The organism is Eubacterium multiforme (assembly GCF_030813415.1).
Lineage (GTDB): Bacteria > Bacillota > Clostridia > Clostridiales > Clostridiaceae > Clostridium > Clostridium multiforme.
On sequence record NZ_JAUSUF010000005.1, the window covers coordinates 1 to 16083 of the forward strand.

20 protein-coding genes, 2 tRNA genes and 2 rRNA genes are annotated in these 16083 nt (G+C 28.2%); 19 read left to right on the top strand and 5 right to left on the bottom strand.

What is annotated here, in order from left to right:
• The 4 genes from J2S18_RS08335 to J2S18_RS08350 form a co-directional block, all read left to right on the top strand.
• Nucleotides 1-145, top strand: a 23S ribosomal RNA gene (locus J2S18_RS08335); the annotation flags it as partial.
• A gap of 61 nt (nucleotides 146-206) precedes the next feature.
• Nucleotides 207-323 (top strand): 5S ribosomal RNA (gene rrf, locus J2S18_RS08340).
• Between the two features lie 6 nt (nucleotides 324-329).
• Nucleotides 330-405 (top strand) — tRNA-Phe (locus J2S18_RS08345).
• Between the two features lie 5 nt (nucleotides 406-410).
• Nucleotides 411-484: transfer RNA gene (locus tag J2S18_RS08350), tRNA-Cys, on the top strand.
• Nucleotides 485-640: 156 nt separating this feature from the next.
• Here the strand turns inward: J2S18_RS08350 and J2S18_RS08355 are convergent.
• Nucleotides 641-1552 carry a S66 peptidase family protein gene (locus J2S18_RS08355; protein WP_307485637.1) on the bottom strand — a complete coding sequence of 304 codons (912 nt, stop codon included), beginning with the start codon at nucleotides 1550-1552 and terminating at the stop codon, nucleotides 641-643.
• Nucleotides 1553-1629: 77 nt separating this feature from the next.
• The gene (locus tag J2S18_RS08360; protein ID WP_307485641.1) at nucleotides 1630-2577 is read right to left on the bottom strand and encodes a magnesium transporter CorA family protein; all 948 of its coding nucleotides are present in this window, start codon (nucleotides 2575-2577) and stop codon (nucleotides 1630-1632) included.
• 292 nt (nucleotides 2578-2869) lie between these two features.
• Here J2S18_RS08360 and J2S18_RS08365 point away from each other — a divergent pair, with 292 nt between their 5' ends.
• The 8 genes from J2S18_RS08365 to fdxA all read left to right on the top strand — a co-directional run bounded on the left by J2S18_RS08365 (nucleotide 2870) and on the right by fdxA (nucleotide 7124).
• Nucleotides 2870-3403 carry a DUF6106 family protein gene (locus J2S18_RS08365; protein ID WP_307485643.1) on the top strand — a complete coding sequence of 178 codons (534 nt, stop codon included), beginning with the start codon at nucleotides 2870-2872 and terminating at the stop codon, nucleotides 3401-3403.
• Nucleotides 3404-3500: 97 nt separating this feature from the next.
• Nucleotides 3501-3698, top strand: coding sequence for a sigma factor G inhibitor Gin (locus J2S18_RS08370; RefSeq protein WP_307485645.1), 198 nt, complete (start codon nucleotides 3501-3503; stop codon nucleotides 3696-3698).
• A gap of 34 nt (nucleotides 3699-3732) precedes the next feature.
• Nucleotides 3733-4374, top strand: coding sequence for a dTMP kinase (gene tmk / locus J2S18_RS08375; RefSeq protein WP_307485648.1), 642 nt, complete (start codon nucleotides 3733-3735; stop codon nucleotides 4372-4374).
• Nucleotides 4375-4445: 71 nt separating this feature from the next.
• Nucleotides 4446-4775 carry a cyclic di-AMP receptor DarA gene (darA, locus tag J2S18_RS08380; protein WP_307485651.1) on the top strand — a complete coding sequence of 110 codons (330 nt, stop codon included), beginning with the start codon at nucleotides 4446-4448 and terminating at the stop codon, nucleotides 4773-4775.
• Between the two features lie 24 nt (nucleotides 4776-4799).
• Entirely contained in the window at nucleotides 4800-5729 is a 930-nt protein-coding gene (locus J2S18_RS08385; protein WP_307485654.1) for a DNA polymerase III subunit delta', read from the top strand.
• Nucleotides 5730-5733: 4 nt separating this feature from the next.
• Nucleotides 5734-6639: a PSP1 domain-containing protein gene (locus J2S18_RS08390; protein WP_307485656.1), complete on the top strand. Its 906-nt coding sequence runs from the start codon at nucleotides 5734-5736 to the stop codon at nucleotides 6637-6639.
• 11 nt (nucleotides 6640-6650) lie between these two features.
• Nucleotides 6651-6854, top strand: coding sequence for a heavy-metal-associated domain-containing protein (locus J2S18_RS08395; protein ID WP_307485658.1), 204 nt, complete (start codon nucleotides 6651-6653; stop codon nucleotides 6852-6854).
• Between the two features lie 99 nt (nucleotides 6855-6953).
• Entirely contained in the window at nucleotides 6954-7124 is a 171-nt protein-coding gene (gene fdxA, locus J2S18_RS08400; RefSeq protein WP_204596642.1) for a 4Fe-4S ferredoxin, read from the top strand.
• A gap of 43 nt (nucleotides 7125-7167) precedes the next feature.
• Here the strand turns inward: fdxA and J2S18_RS08405 are convergent, their stop codons facing one another.
• Entirely contained in the window at nucleotides 7168-7812 is a 645-nt protein-coding gene (locus J2S18_RS08405; protein WP_307485660.1) for an MBL fold metallo-hydrolase, read from the bottom strand.
• Nucleotides 7813-7957: 145 nt separating this feature from the next.
• On the opposite strand from J2S18_RS08405, the gene J2S18_RS08410 reads away from it, so the two are divergent.
• From J2S18_RS08410 to J2S18_RS08425, 4 genes are all read left to right on the top strand, one after another.
• Nucleotides 7958-8413: a CtsR family transcriptional regulator gene (locus tag J2S18_RS08410; RefSeq protein ID WP_307485662.1), complete on the top strand. Its 456-nt coding sequence runs from the start codon at nucleotides 7958-7960 to the stop codon at nucleotides 8411-8413.
• Between the two features lie 163 nt (nucleotides 8414-8576).
• Entirely contained in the window at nucleotides 8577-11012 is a 2436-nt protein-coding gene (locus J2S18_RS08415; RefSeq protein WP_307485664.1) for an ATP-dependent Clp protease ATP-binding subunit, read from the top strand.
• Between the two features lie 150 nt (nucleotides 11013-11162).
• Complete coding sequence (gene trxB, locus J2S18_RS08420) at nucleotides 11163-12098, top strand: thioredoxin-disulfide reductase (protein ID WP_307485666.1); 936 nt, start codon at nucleotides 11163-11165, stop codon at nucleotides 12096-12098.
• Nucleotides 12099-12111: 13 nt separating this feature from the next.
• The gene (locus tag J2S18_RS08425) at nucleotides 12112-12336 is read left to right on the top strand and encodes a glutaredoxin family protein (protein ID WP_307485669.1); all 225 of its coding nucleotides are present in this window, start codon (nucleotides 12112-12114) and stop codon (nucleotides 12334-12336) included.
• A 56-nt stretch (nucleotides 12337-12392) separates the two neighbouring features.
• On the opposite strand, the gene J2S18_RS08430 is transcribed toward J2S18_RS08425, so the two are convergent.
• Together J2S18_RS08430 and J2S18_RS08435 are read right to left on the bottom strand one after the other, a co-directional pair.
• On the bottom strand, nucleotides 12393-12623 hold the full coding sequence (locus J2S18_RS08430) for a glutaredoxin family protein (RefSeq protein WP_307485672.1): 231 nt from the start codon (nucleotides 12621-12623) through the stop codon (nucleotides 12393-12395).
• A gap of 140 nt (nucleotides 12624-12763) precedes the next feature.
• A complete protein-coding gene (locus J2S18_RS08435) occupies nucleotides 12764-12931 on the bottom strand; it encodes a hypothetical protein (protein WP_307485674.1) in 168 nt (55 codons plus the stop codon).
• 138 nt (nucleotides 12932-13069) lie between these two features.
• Here J2S18_RS08435 and J2S18_RS08440 point away from each other — a divergent pair, with 138 nt between their 5' ends.
• The 3 genes from J2S18_RS08440 to radA all read left to right on the top strand — a co-directional run bounded on the left by J2S18_RS08440 (nucleotide 13070) and on the right by radA (nucleotide 16076).
• On the top strand, nucleotides 13070-13792 hold the full coding sequence (locus J2S18_RS08440; RefSeq protein WP_307485677.1) for a GntR family transcriptional regulator: 723 nt from the start codon (nucleotides 13070-13072) through the stop codon (nucleotides 13790-13792).
• On the top strand, nucleotides 13789-14517 hold the full coding sequence (gene nagB, locus J2S18_RS08445; protein WP_307485679.1) for a glucosamine-6-phosphate deaminase: 729 nt from the start codon (nucleotides 13789-13791) through the stop codon (nucleotides 14515-14517). Before J2S18_RS08440 ends, nagB begins: the two co-directional genes overlap by 4 nt.
• A gap of 191 nt (nucleotides 14518-14708) precedes the next feature.
• Nucleotides 14709-16076: a DNA repair protein RadA gene (gene radA, locus J2S18_RS08450; RefSeq protein ID WP_307485681.1), complete on the top strand. Its 1368-nt coding sequence runs from the start codon at nucleotides 14709-14711 to the stop codon at nucleotides 16074-16076.
• Nucleotides 16077-16083: the final 7 nt, after the last annotated feature.

The window sequence follows — 16083 nt, forward strand, 5'->3', positions numbered from 1 at the left end:
CTAAGCGTGAAGCCCACCTCAAGATGAGATTTCCCATAGCATAAGCTAGTAAGACCCCTTGAAGAACACAAGGTTGATAGGTCAGAGGTGTAAGCGTGGTAACATGTTCAGCTGACTGATACTAATAGGTCGAGGGCTTGACCAATAAAAAATAAGCGAATCAACAAAAATTCATATGCAATTTTCAGAGAACAATTTTCTTTGAATCTAGTGATGATGGCATAGAGGAAACACTCCTTCCCATTCCGAACAGGAAAGTTAAGCTCTATAGCGCCGATGGTACTGCATGGGAGACCGTGTGGGAGAGTAGGACGTTGCTAGGTAAGTGTGGCTCGATAGCTCAGTCGGTAGAGCAGAGGACTGAAAATCCTCGTGTCGCTGGTTCGATTCCTGCTCGAGCCACCACATATGGCGCTATAGCCAAGTGGTAAGGCAGAGGTCTGCAAAACCTTTATCCCCAGTTCAAATCTGGGTGGCGCCTCCAAAAGAGGGAAACCTGTAAACTTAGTTTACAGGTTTTTATTTTTTTAGTTCTTAAGTTCTATTTTTAAAATTATCCACAGAAAATAAATTTATACAGAAGTTATCCACCGAATAAATAAGAATTTGTGATTATATATTTTAAATTGTGAATTAAATATTATTCTAAAGCATTCTCACATAAGATTAATTTGCTAGTTTTTTTATCATAACTTGCTTTGCAGCCTATAGGGAAAATTAAATTTGGGTATGAATGTCCAAAAGGTACTCCATAGATTATAGGAATATTTAAAGGTAATAATCTTTTTTTTATTATTTCTAATGTAGTAAAGCTTTCTTCATAATTATCTAAAGAACAGCCTGTTAAATGACCTATTAATATTCCTCTACATTTATTTAATTTAGAAGATAGTATAAGTTGGGTTAGTAATCTATCTATTACATAGGGCTCTTCATTTATTTCTTCTAATAATAGGATAGATTTATCTAAATTTATTTCATAAGGTGTTCCTATTGAGGAGCATATCATTGAAAGATTCCCGCCCATTAATTTTCCACTAAAATAATCGTTGTTATATTTTGCACAATTGGATAAATCATAAATAAGTCCTTTACTAGGATTGAATAACATTCTTTTTAAATATGATAAAGTAAAGGTATCATTAAAATTAGATTTAATCATTGGTCCATGAAATGTAATAAGATTTTTATTAGCAAAAAAGTTTAGGAGTAGAGTTATGTCGCTATAACCACAAAAGAACTTCGGATGTTTTTTTATAGTAGATATATTTATATGGGGAAGAGTTCTAATGGATCCAAATCCTCCTCTAAAACATATAATTCCATCAATTGAGTCATCATTAAACATATTAACTAAATCTTCAGCTCTATTGTAATCATTTCCTGAGAAATAGCCAAATTTATCATATAGGTGAGTTCCTAAAATTATATTTTTAAACCCTAAATCTTTGAAATTTTTTATATATAAATCTATAATTTCTTTTTTACTACAGGATGCAGGTGCAATAATAGCAATTTTAGAGTCATAATTTAAAAGTTTCCCCTTAAGCATAAATAATCCTCCTAAAAAAAGAGAGCTAATTAGCTCTCTTTTGTTTTAGTATATAATATGTTTAATTTTAATATTTGTTATCTAAACATATCCTTTTTGTATAGTATCCAAGCAACTATTCCACATATTAGGAAAGTTATAAACATTATAAAATAAAAGGCAGCAGGATCATTAGCAGAAAATGGCAACCATACATTCATACCAAAAATACCACCTATTATTGTTGGGATTGCCATAAGTATTGTAACTGATGCAAGAACTTTCATTACTATATTAAGGTTATTTGATATTACTGAGGCAAAGAAATCCATTGTACTTGCTAATATATTACTATATATTTCTGTCATTTCTATTGCTTGTTTATTCTCAATAATTACATTTTCTAAAATATCCTTATCTTCTTCATACCTTTGCATTATATCAAGTTTTAACATTTTTTCTAATGTTATTTCATTAGCCTTTAATGAAGTTGAAAAATATACTAATGATTTTTCTAATGAATGTAGTTGAATAAGTTCTCTATTTTTCATTGATTTATGAAGTCTTTTTTCTATCATTAAACTTTTTTTATCAATTTGTCTTAAATATAATAAATAATATGTAGAAATTCTATTTAATATTTGTAATGTAAATCTTGATTTTTTAAATGTAAAAAATGATTTGATTCTTCCATTAATAAAATCAGTTAAAACTTTACTGTTTTTAAGACAAACTGTTATAAGTTGATTATCAGTATGAATTATTGAAAGTGGATACGTATCATAAGTAAGTGAATTATCTTCCATTTCAGTAAATGGTATATCTACTATTATTGATAGAGCATCATCTTCAATATCTATACGTGATGTTTCTTCATCATCTAATGAAGCTTTAAGTAAATCTAATGATACATTTGTCTTGTTTGCAATTAGAATAAGTTCTTCATCTGAAGGTGCAACTATATTTATCCAACAGCCTGGTTCTATATTATCTAGTTGTTTAAGAATCTTAGTATCATCACTATTAGTTTTAAATATTTGGATCATGATTAAACCTCCATATGTAATCATATATATTATACTCTTAAATTGTTAAATATAAAATAATCACTTTAAGAATATAATTTACAATAATACTTTAATTATATCATGAAAAGTAAAGCATATAGGAGGAATACCTAATAAACAATAGAGATATTGAGATAGATTTAAAATAATACTAAAAACAGATTAATAATGATAAAATTTAACTGATATTAGTATGGAATAAAATTAGAATTACGAGTATAATCTAATTTGTTATTTATAAATATTTCATTAAATCATGGGGGATTTAAATATGATGCACAAAGAAATAGTTGGTAGAAAGAAAGCTCCTGTAATTGCAATAGTATTTTTTGTACTGACATTTATGCTATATGCTCAGGAAGGCCTTAAATTTATAGATTTTAATAATTATAGAATGTTATTTGTTTGTAAAGTAGCAGTTTCAGTTTTAGCAATTGCTATAATTATAAGAGAATTTATTAGTTGTAAAATTTCATATAAATATGCTTTAATAGCAAACAAGCTTATAGTAAATAAAATTTTTTCAAGAGAAGAAAAAAATTTAGCAAGCATAAAAATTTCAGATATTGTTTACTTAGGAAAGAAAAATGGACAATCTAAAAAGTATGATGCTAAATCTATTGGAAATTATACTTGCGACAAATTAAAGGTAGGCCAATATTGTTGTGTATATAAAATTAAAGAAAATTACTATAAATTTTATTTTCAACCAAGTGAAAGATTTATAAAAAGAATCGAAAAAAATATAATTAATATAAAAGATAATAAATTGAATAGTTTAAATAATATAAACTCTCAAGCCTAGTTTTGCTTGAGAGTTTTTTTGATAATAGATTTATTATGTATAGAAACTCCAATAAGTGGGAATGATTAAAATATATTTAACTTAGGGGGTTTTATTTATGGGAAAATTATTAAATAAAAATATTAAAGAAAATATTTGTGGAATCTGTGGAAATGTTAGTGACAATGGTATAATTGTAAAAGGTGAATTGATATGTCCAAACTGTGAAGTGGATTTAATAAATAGTAAACCTGAAGATAATGAGTACGATTATTATGTTGATAAGATAAAAACTATGTTTAAGATTGAAAGATAAAACTATATTTAAATAAAGAAAGAGGTATACGAAAGTGAACAAAGGAATATTTATTGTATTTGAAGGCGGGGAAGGGTCAGGTAAAAGTACAATTTTAGATAAGACTTATACATGGCTTAAAGATTTAGGTTATGATTGTATAAAAACAAGGGAGCCTGGTGGCATAAATATATCAGAACAAATTAGGGAAGTTATTTTAAATAAAGAAAATACAAAAATGGATGGAAGAACTGAAGCACTTCTTTATGCAGCGGCAAGAAGACAACATTTAGTTGAAAAGGTAATACCAGCTTTAAAAAGTGGACAAATAGTCCTATGTGATAGATTTGTTGATTCATCTTTAGCTTATCAAGGTTATGCAAGAGGACTTGGTATAGAAGATGTTTATAGCATTAATAAGTTTGCAATTGAAGATTGTATGCCTAATTTATCAATACTTTTTGATATTAGACCAGAAATTGGTATGGAAAGAATAAAGAAAAATTCTAATAGGGAAGTAAATAGATTAGATTTAGAAAAGTTAGATTTTCATAATAAGGTTAGAGAAGGATACTCTTTAATTTATAATCAAAATAAGGATAGAATTGTTAAGATAAATGCGGAAAAATCAATTGATGAAGTTTTTGATGAAGTTAAAAAAATAATTTCAAATTTGATAAGTAATTCAGGAAAATAAAGGGTTATGGAAAGATATTACTTTGTGGTAGAATATAATTGGGTATTTTATTAAAGAGTGGAGGTTATTAAATGAAATTAGTAATAGCTATAGTACATGATGATGATTCAGATGATTTACTTGATATTTTAACGGAAAAAAACTTTGGTGTTACTAAGCTTGCAACTACAGGGGGATTTTTAAAGGCAGGAAATACAACTTTAATGATAGGTGTGGGAGAAGAAAAAGTTGAAGAAGTTATAAGCACAATAAGAGATGTTTGTAAAAAGCGTAATGAGGTTATTACATCATCAGCCCCTATTACAGGAAATGCAGGAATGTGTATGCAATATCCAATTGAAGTTGAAGTTGGTGGAGCAACTGTTTTTGTTATAGATGTAGATAAATTTGTAAAAATATAAAGATAATATAAAGGAGGTAGTGTATTGGATAGATTTATAGGACATAGTAAGATTATTGAAGGCTTTATGAAAAGAGTAGAAAGCAATACACTGTCTCATGCTCACTTAATTGCAGGAAGAGATGGAATTGGTAAGAGTATATTGGCAGATATATTTGTATCAAAGATATTAGATAAAGAAGTTTCAAAGGAACATGTTGATGCAATTAATTATAGAAATAAGAAAGCATCAATCGGTGTTTCAGAAGTTAGAGATATAATAGATGAAGTCAACAAGAGGCCATATGAAGGGGATAAGAAGGTAATTATTATATATGATGCAGAAAAATTAACTATTCAAGCCCAAAATGCCCTTTTAAAGACAATAGAGGAGCCACCAAGTGGAGTTTATATTTTCTTGCTTACAACTAATTTAGAATTTATATTAGATACAATAAAGTCTAGATGTCAAATATATAAGCTTACCCCTCTTACTAATGATGAGATGATTAGTTTAATTAAATCTAAACATGAGCTAAGTGAAGAAGAGTTATTGTCTGTACTTGCTTACTCGGAAGGAATACCAGGAAGGGCAGAGAGATTTTTAAAAGATCCTGAGCTTCAAGTCCTTAGAAATCTTATAATAGATATGATAAGGGATATAAATAAAAATGAAATAGACGTAACTATAAAGTACGAAAAGGCATTCCAAGATTATAAAGATGAAAAGGAGGAATTATTAAATATAATTTCAACTTTTATAAGGGACATAATTTTATATAAGGAACTTAACAATAAAAAGTTAATAATAAATTCTGACAAAAGTAAAGAAATAGAAGAATTAATGGAAATGATGTCCTATAAAAAATTAAATGGAATGTTAAAATATATAGAAGAAGCTAGAGTTAACTTAAATCATAATACTAATTTTTCTATAACTATTGGTATTATGCTTATGGGTTTTTTGGAGGTATAATTACATGATAAAAGTAATTGGAGTAAGATTTAAAAAAGCTGGGAAAATATATTATTTTTCCCCAAATGAATTAAATATAAATAAAGAAGACTATGTAATAGTAGAAACAGCAAGAGGTATTGAATTTGGTCAATGCGTTATTGGAGTTAAGGAAGTAAGAGAAGAAGATATAATAGCACCTTTAAAGAGCGTTTTAAGGATTGCTGATAAGGAAGATATAAAAAGACATCAAAACAATAAGTCAAAGGAAAAAGATGCTTTAAGTATATGTACAGAAAAAATAGCTGAACATGGTCTTGAAATGAAGTTAATTGATGTTGAATATACTTTTGATAACAACAAAGTTATATTCTATTTCACTGCTGATGGAAGAGTTGATTTTAGAGAATTAGTTAAGGATTTAGCTACAATATTTAAAACAAGAATAGAACTTAGACAAATTGGAGTTAGAGATGAAGCTAAAATGCTTGGAGGACTTGGACCTTGTGGAAGACCTATGTGCTGTTCATCATTTTTAGGAGATTTTGCATCAGTTTCAATAAAGATGGCTAAAGAGCAAAATTTATCTTTAAATCCAACAAAAATCTCAGGAATTTGTGGAAGATTAATGTGCTGTTTAAATTATGAACAAAGCACATATGAAGATATTAGAAAGAGACTTCCAAAGGTTGGCTCAATAGTTAAAACTATAGAAGGAACAGGGGAAGTTGTTCAAAATAATATAGTTAAAGAAAGTGTTAAAGTTAAACTTAAGAGAAAAGATGAAGAAATAATAGAGATGTTTAACATTGAAGAAATAGAACTTATTAAGGGAAGTTATGAAGATACAATAGATGATTCTGATATAAAAATTGAAGTAGAAACTGAAGAGGATAAAAAACTTATAAAGCAACTTATAAAAGAAAAATAGGGGGATCTCATATGAAGGCAGTGTTAAAGATTGCTGGAATGAATAATTCTAAAGATGTTAGAAATGTACAAAGTGCAATTGCTATGAGTGATGGAGTAATTGCAAGTGAGGTAGTTTTAGATAGAAAAGAGATTATAGTGATATACAATGATTTTTATATAGATCTAGAGAAAATAATAGATAAAATTGAAGAAGATGGATATACTGTAATATAAATAACATCTGCTAAATTTTCACAAAATACTTTTAAAAAGAATAGAAACGTGTTAAAATTATTTTGGTGAAACTACCATAAATTTTAGGAGGTGTTTTTAATGGCATTTGTAATAAACGATTCATGCATAAGCTGTGGAGCATGTGCGCCAGAATGTCCAGTTAATGCTATAAGTCAAGGAGATACTCAATTCGTAATAGATGCAGATACTTGTATAGATTGCGGAAACTGTGCTAATGTTTGTCCAGTTGGAGCACCAGTTCAAGAATAGTCATATAGCAGAAGAGACCGCTTTTAAAGCGGTCTTTTAAATTTTATTTACAATTTATTGGAAGTACTATTGTACCTTTATTAGAGTCAAGTGTTTCTTTAAAAATTCTAAAAGATTTATTAGGAAATTTTCTTATGTTTTTTAGTAATAGTGAAAATTCTTTTAATCCATTAAATAAAAAAGAAGAAGTTTTAGCTTTGTAGTTCATAGGTATTATAATCTTTGGGCTTATTTTTTTTGAAAGTAAATAAGCTTCCTTTCCAGATAAGGTAATATTCCCACCAACAGGAAGAAATAAAATATCGATTTTCCCTATTTCTTGTATAAGATTGTCAGATAAAATCTCTCCAAGATAACCTAAATGACATAATTTTAAATTATCTATATCATAGGTGTATATTATATTTTCTCCTCTCTTAGTCCCATTAAAGTCATCGCAAAAGGTAGTATATCCTTTTATTAAACCAATATCAGTATTAAAATTTCCACAAGAATTTATTATATTAATATTTGGGTCAATAGTTTGCTTATAGGATAAAGGTTGTTGAAAACTACTTAGCGTTATAACATTAGGGTTTAAATCTGATATATTACAATTATGAAATTTATTAAATGGGTCAATAAGAAGTCTTTTACCCATTGAAGTTTTTATAAAAAATGTTGAATTTTCAATCCATGTAATATCCATAAATACTCCTCCCTTATATAACTTTATTATTTACAAGGTAATAGGAATATAAACCTATTCTCTTGAAGAAATATAAAAAAAGTATTAATATAATGTTACAAAGTCAAGGTAAGTAAAGAACAATAAAAGCTAAGAAGGTGTAGATATGGCAAGATTAACTGACGTAATAGAAAAGTTTATAAAAGATATGATAAATGAAGAGAATGATAAAAAGATTTCAATTCAAAGAAATGAGTTGGCAGATCAATTTAGATGTGCACCATCTCAAATAAATTATGTATTAAGTACTCGTTTTACCTATGCTAAAGGATATGTAATTGAAAGTAGAAGAGGTGGCGGTGGATATATTTCAATTAAGAGAGTTGAACATAAATGTCCAGCTGGAAGAAAAAGATTATTATATGAATCTATAGGGGATAGTATAACATATCATAATGCAATTGCTTTCTTAGATAATATATTAGAAACTAAATTGATTAATAAAAAGGAGTATGAACTCATAAAAATATCAGTGAATGATAAAACATTAAAATCTGTTGAAGATAAAAATAAATTAAGGGCAGATTTATTAAAAGGCATGATGATGGTAATAATAGAATAATTATGTATATATTTGTTTTATAAATAATAAGAATATTTAAGATTAAAAATTATAAATTCTGGTAACAATATAGAAGAGATGTATGAATTTGTTAATTATGAAAGGGATGTGGGTAAAGCTTTCATAGTTATTGTATGGTATAAAAGGGTAAGGAGGATTAAACATGGGTAATGGGAGATTTACAGAAAGGGTTCAGACTGTAATACTAGAGGGTAAAAAAGAGTCATGCAACTTTAAACATGGATATATTGGTACAGAGCATATACTTCTTGGAATACTAAAAGAAGGAGGATATGCCGCACAAATTTTAAATAAATATAATATAAATGATAATAATATAAGAGAAAAAATAGAGCTTTATTTAGGTTATGGAGATGTGGATGTAACATTATTAGAGTTGTTATTAACTCCAAGAACTAAAAATCTTTTAGATAGAAGCTTTAAAGAAGCAAAAAATTATAATCATGAATATATAACTCCAGAGCATATACTATTATCTCTTCTTAAAGAAGCTGATGGAGTTGCATATACAATATTATTACAAACAGAAGTAAATATACAGGAAATATTAAATGATATAAATATATTTTTACAAAGTAAAGAAGATGAAAATTTTTCTAAATATGAAGAAGATGAAAAAGTTTATGAAAAAATGTCAGTACTAAATCAATATAGTGTTAATATGACCAAGCTTGCAAAGGAAGGTAAGTTTGATCCTGTTATAGGAAGAGATAAAGAAACACAAAGAGTTTTAGAAATACTTTGTAGGAGAGTAAAAAATAATCCATGTTTAATTGGAGAGCCAGGAGTTGGGAAGACAGCTGTTATTGAAGGATTAGCTCAAAGAATAGTAGCTGGAAATATACCAGAAATACTTAAAGAAAAACAAATATTTTCTTTAGATCTTACAAATATTATTGCGGGAGCAAAATATAGAGGGGAATTTGAGGATAGATTAAAGAAAATAGTTGAAGAAATAAAAGGGAATAAAGATATAATTTTATTTATAGATGAAATCCATATGATAATTGGAGCTGGAGGAGCAGAAGGTGCAATTGATGCCTCAAACATATTAAAACCATCCCTTGCAAGGGGAGATATTCAGTGTATAGGGGCTACAACAATAGATGAATATAGAAAGCATATAGAAAAAGATTTAGCGCTAGAGAGAAGATTTCAACCTATAAACGTTGGAGAGCCAAATAAGGAAGAAACATTAAAAATTTTAATGGGACTAAGGGATAAATATGAAGCTCATCACAAAATAAAAATATCAGATGAAGCTCTTAAAACAGCAGTATATATGGGTGAAAGATATATAGTAAATAGATTTATGCCTGATAAAGCAATAGATTTAATAGATGAAGCCTCAGCTAAAATTAGAATAGAAACTGTTATAAATCCTCCAGAAGTTAAGGAGTTAGAAGAAAAAATAAAATTAGTAATAGAAGAAAAGGAAGAGGCTATAAAAATTCAAGAATTTGAAAAGGCAGCAACCTTTAGAGATAAAGAAATAAAATTACAAGAGGAATTAAAAAATAGATTAAATAATTGGAATAATAATTTAGAAAATACATTAATAGTTGGTTCTGATGATATAGCTAAAGTTATTTCTAGCTGGACCAATATACCAGTTGAAAAACTTACTGAAAAGGAAAGTGAAAAATTACTTAAGCTAGAAGAGAGACTTCATGAAAGGGTAATTGGTCAAAGTGAAGCAGTATCATCAATTGCTAGAGCAATAAGAAGAGCTAGAGTAGGACTTCAAGATCCTAACAGACCAATTGGAAGCTTTATATTTCTAGGTCCAACAGGGGTTGGCAAAACAGAGCTTTGCAAGGCTCTTGCAGAATCAATTTTTGGTGATGAAAATAATATGATTAGAATTGATATGTCAGAATATATGGAAAAACATGCTGTCTCTAAATTAATGGGAGCACCTCCAGGTTATATTGGATATGATGAAGGAGGTCAATTAACAGAGGCTATAAGAAGAAAACCATATTCAGTTGTTTTATTAGATGAAATTGAAAAGGCTCATCCTGATGTATTTAATATATTACTTCAAATATTAGAAGATGGAAGATTGACAGATGGGAAGGGAAAGGTTGTTAACTTTAAAAATACTATAATAATAATGACATCTAACATAGGAGCAGAAAAAATTTATAAACAAAGAAATGTAGGGTTTTTAATTAATAATGACAAAGACTTTGGATATAATTTTATGAAAGAGAATATGTTAGAAGAATTAAGAAAAAGTTTTAAACCTGAATTTTTAAATAGAGTAGATGATACTATTGTATTTCATAAATTAAATAGGGATAGTATGAAAGAAATATTGGATATTATGCTTAAAGAAATGAAACTTAGATTAAGAAATAGCAATATTGATATAAGTTTTGATGAAGAGATAAAGGAATATTTATTAGATAAGTGCAAAATAAGTGATTATGGAGCAAGACCTTTTAGAAGAATAATTACAAAAGAAATTGAAGATAAATTAAGTGAAGAAATATTAAAGGGTAATATAGTAAAAGATAAATATTTAGAAGTTTTTATAAAAGAACAATGTATAAAATTTAAGAATATAAGTTAAGTTATAAAGGGGGTATTAGTTTTATACTCCCTTTAAATGTTTCTTAAAAATAATTATTACATAAAATATATTGTTGAAATGAATTTATATAGTGATATAATAAAAACAAATATAAAAGATATACCCCGTGGGGGTAAGGAGGCGGAAATAATGTCAAAGGAAGTAAAAGAAATTGATTTAATTATAGTTGGTGGAGGACCAGCTGGTTTAACTGCAGCTATATATGCATCAAGAGCAAGACTTAACATGTTATTATTAGAAGATAAAGTTATGGGTGGTCAAGTTAGAAACAGTTATTTAGTAGAGAATTACCCAGGCTTTAGAGAAATAGCTGGTGCAGAACTTGCAGATCGTATGCAAAAACAAGCTGAGGAGTTAGGAGCTACAATTGAAGAGTTTGATGTTATAGAAAAAGTTAAATTTAACGAAGAAGAAAAAATAATAGAAACTGAAGAGTTTATATATAAACCAAAGGCAGTAATAATTGCAACAGGAGCATCACCAAAGAAGTTACCAATAAAAAATGAAGAGAAATTCTCTGGAAAGGGAGTTCATTATTGTGCAGTATGTGATGGTGCAATGTATCAAGATAAGATTGTTGGTATAGTTGGTGGAGGAAACACAGCTTTAGAAGAAGCAATATTTTTAACAAATTTTGCAAAGAAAGTTTATTTAATTAGAAGATATGACTATTTTAGAGGAGAGCAAAGTGTATTAGAGGATGTTGAAAAGAATGAAAAGATAGAAATTCTTTATAATGAAGATTTAATAGCTGTTGATGGAGGAGACTTTGTAGAAAAAGGAATAATAAAGAATACATTAACAGGTGAAGAAAAAGAATTAAAATTAGATGCTGTTTTTGGTTCAATAGGTAATACACCAATGGTAAGCTTATTTAAAGAATATATAGAGGTAACTAAAGGTGGATATATAGTTACAGATGAGCATATGAGAACAAATGTACCAGGAGTTTATGCTGTTGGTGATGTAAGGGAAAAGGAATATAGACAAATTACAACAGCAGTTGCTGATGGAACAATAGCAGCATTAGAAGCAGAAAAGTATGTAAAGAAAATTAATAGATAAGGTGGGATAAATTATGGTAAAGATATATTCAACATCATGGTGTCCATCATGTGTTAAGGCTAAAAAATATTTAAATATGAAGGGGATAGATTTTGAAGAAATAAATGTTGCTGATAAACATGAAGATAGAAATGAAGTTCAAAAGGTATCAGGACAAAGAACTGTTCCAGTATTAGATATTGATGGCAAGATTATTGTTGGATTTGATAAAAAAGCTATAGACGAAGCTTTAAAATAAATTAATTTAAAAAAGTCCTATTACGAATTCGTAATAGGACTTTTTAATACTTTAAATTAAGCATTAGCTAATGCTTTATCAATTGCAGGTTTATCAAAACCTACTATGATTGTTCCGTTTATATCAAGAACTGGAACACCCATTTGTTTTGATTTCTTAAGCATTTCTTCTCTAGCATTCATATCTTCTTGTACATTTAAAGAAGTGAATTCTACGCCTTTCTTTGTTAAATAATCCTTTGCTTTTACACACCAAGGGCATGAATTAGTTGTATATACTTTTATCATAATTTTTACCTCCTAAATAATAATAATAATTATTATTAAATATCTTTTTTTCAATTTTACCTTAAATAAATATGAAATTCAAGGACGTTAGTGTGTATAATGTGTAACATTTAAATGATGATGAAATAATATACAGTATATTATTTTATTATATCTTTGTTGTCTAAATTTGAATTTAAAATAAAATTACTCACATCTCCATCTAAAATGGAATTTGAAAATGTCTCACTTACATTAATTTGATTAGTATCTTTTATAGTGTTTTTAGGGGTTACAATAGTATTAACAAGTTTTGTTTTATCAATCATAGTACCATCATCTCCTTTTAAACTGTATAATTATTATTTGTATAAAAGAAAATTATTATGCTAAAAATAAAATTAAATTGTATAGTGGTCTAGACAACTATATATTACGGGTATATAATTAATTAAGGAGGAACAGATATGATAGATAAAAATAGTCCAATTCCAGTTTATTTTCAATTAAAGGAGGATATCTTAGATAAAATTTCACAAGGTTATTGGAAGGTGGGAGACTGCATAAATAGTGAAAGGGAACTTTCAGAACAGTATGGAGTTAGCAGAATGACAATAAGACAAGCCTTAGGGGAATTAGTTCAAGATGGAGTTTTAGTAAGAGAAAAGGGAAAAGGTACATTTGTCTGTGAACCCAAAGTAAAGCAACAGGATGTAATGAGTTTTACTGATATGATTGAAAGCTCAGGAGGAAAACTTGAAACAGAAATTTTAGAGTTTGAAATTATAGATACTCCATGTGAGTTACTAGACATATTAAAAGATGAAAAAGTATATAGAATAAACAGAATGAGAAAAGTTGATGGGGAATGTATAGCAAATGAAATTGTACATATATCACCTAAAATATGTGGAGATATAACAGAGGAATCATTAAAAGGTTCATTATTTAAAATTATAGAGAAGAATGGACATTTTATAAATCATTCAGAATCATCAATAAGTGCAATTGTTATGGACGATTTTTATAAGAAGTTATTTAGGGTAAATAGAGTACTTCCTTTAATTAGAACCTTTGGAACTACTTTAGACGAAAATAATAATATACTTTTTGTAGAGGAGTCTATTTATAGATCAGATAAATATATTTTACAAGTAAATATATCAAGGCGAGAGGGGAAATTAAAGTGAAGCTAGTATTAGTTAAAAATTATGATGAGATGAGTAAGGTTTCAGCAGACCTAATGGTAGAAGTAATTAATAAAAAACCAGATGCAGTTTTAGGACTTGCAACAGGTGGAACACCAATAGGAATGTATAAAAATTTAATAAAGATGAACGAAGAAGGAAAAGTTGATTTTAGCAAGGTAACAACAGTAAACCTTGATGAATATATAGGACTTCCAGGAACTCATGAGCAAAGCTATAGATTTTTTATGAATAAGAATCTTTTTGACCATATAAATATAAATAAAGAAAATACTTATGTTCCAAATGGATTAGCAGAAGATATTGAAGCTGAAGGAAAGGCTTATGATGAAAAAATAGATTCTTTAGGTGGAACAGATATTCAATTATTAGGTGTTGGTAACAATGGACATATAGCTTTTAATGAACCAGATTCATGTTTAATTGCAGGAACTCATCTTACAGGTTTAACTAAGAGCACAATTGAAGCAAATTCAAGATTTTTTGATTCAATGGATGAAGTTCCAAAGACAGCCATAACAATGGGACTTGGACAAATAATGAAATCAAAAAAGATATTGCTAGTGGCTAGTGGAGATAGTAAAGCAGAGGCAATGAAGGAATTATTTAGTGGAAAAATAACAACTAATTGTCCTGTAACAATGCTTAATATGCATAGAGATGTTACAGTAGTAGTTGATGAAGAAGCTGCAAAACTAATAAAATAAGTTAAATAAATTAATTAAAATAAAGCTTAACCCAGAAAAAGGAATTATCATTAATTTGATGATTCCTTTTTGCATTAGTTAAAGATTATAAAAAATAAGTTAATAATGTTATATTAATATGATTGTATGGTATTATAATATAGATAGAATATAAGTTTAGACTAATTTATAAAAAGAGTGAGGGTGTTTTTGTGGCTAAGGTGAAATCAATATTTATTTGCCAAGAATGTGGTTATGAATCTGCAAAATGGCTTGGAAAATGTCCATCTTGTAATGAATGGAATACATTTGTTGAAGAAGTAAGAGATAATAAGGTTCAAATAAAAAATGATATAGTAAAAAAATTAGATCCTAAAAATATGCCTAAAAGCATCAGCAATATTAAATCTGGAGAGAAAGAGAGATATAATACTGGAATAGATGAATTAAACAGGGTTTTAGGTGGAGGATTAGTTAAAGGTTCTTTAACATTAATTTCAGGAGACCCTGGTATAGGAAAATCTACATTATTACTTCAAACTGCAAATAATATTGCAAAAAAGTATGGGAAAGTATTATATGTTTCTGGAGAAGAATCAGAGGAACAGATAAAAATAAGAGGAGATAGATTAGGTGTAACTTCAAATGATTTATATATTGTTTCAGAAACTAATCTAGATACAATAGAAGTTTATATAGATGAATTAGAGCCTAAGTTTGTAATAATAGATTCAATTCAAACAATATACAAAGAAGGGGTAACCTCGGCACCTGGTAGTGTATCTCAGGTAAAGGAATGTTCTAATCAAATAATGAGAATTGGAAAGAAAAGAAATATACCTTTATTTATAGTGGCCCATGTAACAAAGCAGGGTGAACTTGCAGGGCCAAGAGTGCTAGAGCATATGGTAGATACAGTTCTTTATTTCGAAGGGGAAAGAACTGAGGAATTTAGAATTTTGCGAACTATGAAAAATAGATTTGGAACAACAAGTGAAATTGGTGTTTTTGAAATGAGACAAGAAGGATTGGTTGAAATATATGATCCATCAAGTATTTTCCTTGAGGATACAACTTTTAATCAAGAAGGTTCAGTTGTAATTGGAATTATGGAAGGAACAAGACCAATACTTGTAGAAATTCAGGCATTAGTTACAGAGACAAAGGCTGTAATGCCAAGGAGAACTGCTGTTGGTATTGATAACCAAAGGTTAAGTTTAATACTTGCTGTACTAGAAAAGAAACTAAGGATTCCATTTTATAATCATGATGTATATGTAAATGTAGTAGGTGGATTAAACTTAGATGGTACAACAGCTGATTTAGGCCTTGCAATAGCACTGCTTTCAAGTATAAAGGGGAAGGGAATTAAACTTCCAAAGGTACTTGTAACAGGGGAGGTTGGATTAACTGGAGAGATAAGACCAATATCATCTGTAGATAGACTTGTAAATGAGGCAGAAAAGATGGGATTTGAATATACAATAATCCCAAATAGAAATAGAGAAAAAGTAGCAAATAAGACAATTAAAATTATAGGTGTTAGCAACATAAGGGAAGCGATAAGTAAGATATTCTAGGAGAATA

Bases quoted from the DNA above. Each gene is read 5' to 3' on its own strand.
- J2S18_RS08355 (WP_307485637.1), bottom strand. From the start codon at position 1,552: ATGCTTAAGGGGAAACTTTTAAATTATGACTCTAAAATTGCTATTATT.
- J2S18_RS08360 (WP_307485641.1), bottom strand. From the start codon at position 2,577: ATGATCCAAATATTTAAAACTAATAGTGATGATACTAAGATTCTTAAA.
- J2S18_RS08365 (WP_307485643.1), top strand. From the start codon at position 2,870: ATGATGCACAAAGAAATAGTTGGTAGAAAGAAAGCTCCTGTAATTGCA.
- J2S18_RS08370 (WP_307485645.1), top strand. From the start codon at position 3,501: ATGGGAAAATTATTAAATAAAAATATTAAAGAAAATATTTGTGGAATC.
- darA (WP_307485651.1), top strand. From the start codon at position 4,446: ATGAAATTAGTAATAGCTATAGTACATGATGATGATTCAGATGATTTA.
- J2S18_RS08390 (WP_307485656.1), top strand. From the start codon at position 5,734: ATGATAAAAGTAATTGGAGTAAGATTTAAAAAAGCTGGGAAAATATAT.
- J2S18_RS08395 (WP_307485658.1), top strand. From the start codon at position 6,651: ATGAAGGCAGTGTTAAAGATTGCTGGAATGAATAATTCTAAAGATGTT.
- fdxA (WP_204596642.1), top strand. From the start codon at position 6,954: ATGGCATTTGTAATAAACGATTCATGCATAAGCTGTGGAGCATGTGCG.
- J2S18_RS08405 (WP_307485660.1), bottom strand. From the start codon at position 7,812: ATGGATATTACATGGATTGAAAATTCAACATTTTTTATAAAAACTTCA.
- J2S18_RS08410 (WP_307485662.1), top strand. From the start codon at position 7,958: ATGGCAAGATTAACTGACGTAATAGAAAAGTTTATAAAAGATATGATA.
- J2S18_RS08415 (WP_307485664.1), top strand. From the start codon at position 8,577: ATGGGTAATGGGAGATTTACAGAAAGGGTTCAGACTGTAATACTAGAG.
- trxB (WP_307485666.1), top strand. From the start codon at position 11,163: ATGTCAAAGGAAGTAAAAGAAATTGATTTAATTATAGTTGGTGGAGGA.
- J2S18_RS08425 (WP_307485669.1), top strand. From the start codon at position 12,112: ATGGTAAAGATATATTCAACATCATGGTGTCCATCATGTGTTAAGGCT.
- J2S18_RS08430 (WP_307485672.1), bottom strand. From the start codon at position 12,623: ATGATAAAAGTATATACAACTAATTCATGCCCTTGGTGTGTAAAAGCA.
- J2S18_RS08435 (WP_307485674.1), bottom strand. From the start codon at position 12,931: ATGATTGATAAAACAAAACTTGTTAATACTATTGTAACCCCTAAAAAC.
- J2S18_RS08440 (WP_307485677.1), top strand. From the start codon at position 13,070: ATGATAGATAAAAATAGTCCAATTCCAGTTTATTTTCAATTAAAGGAG.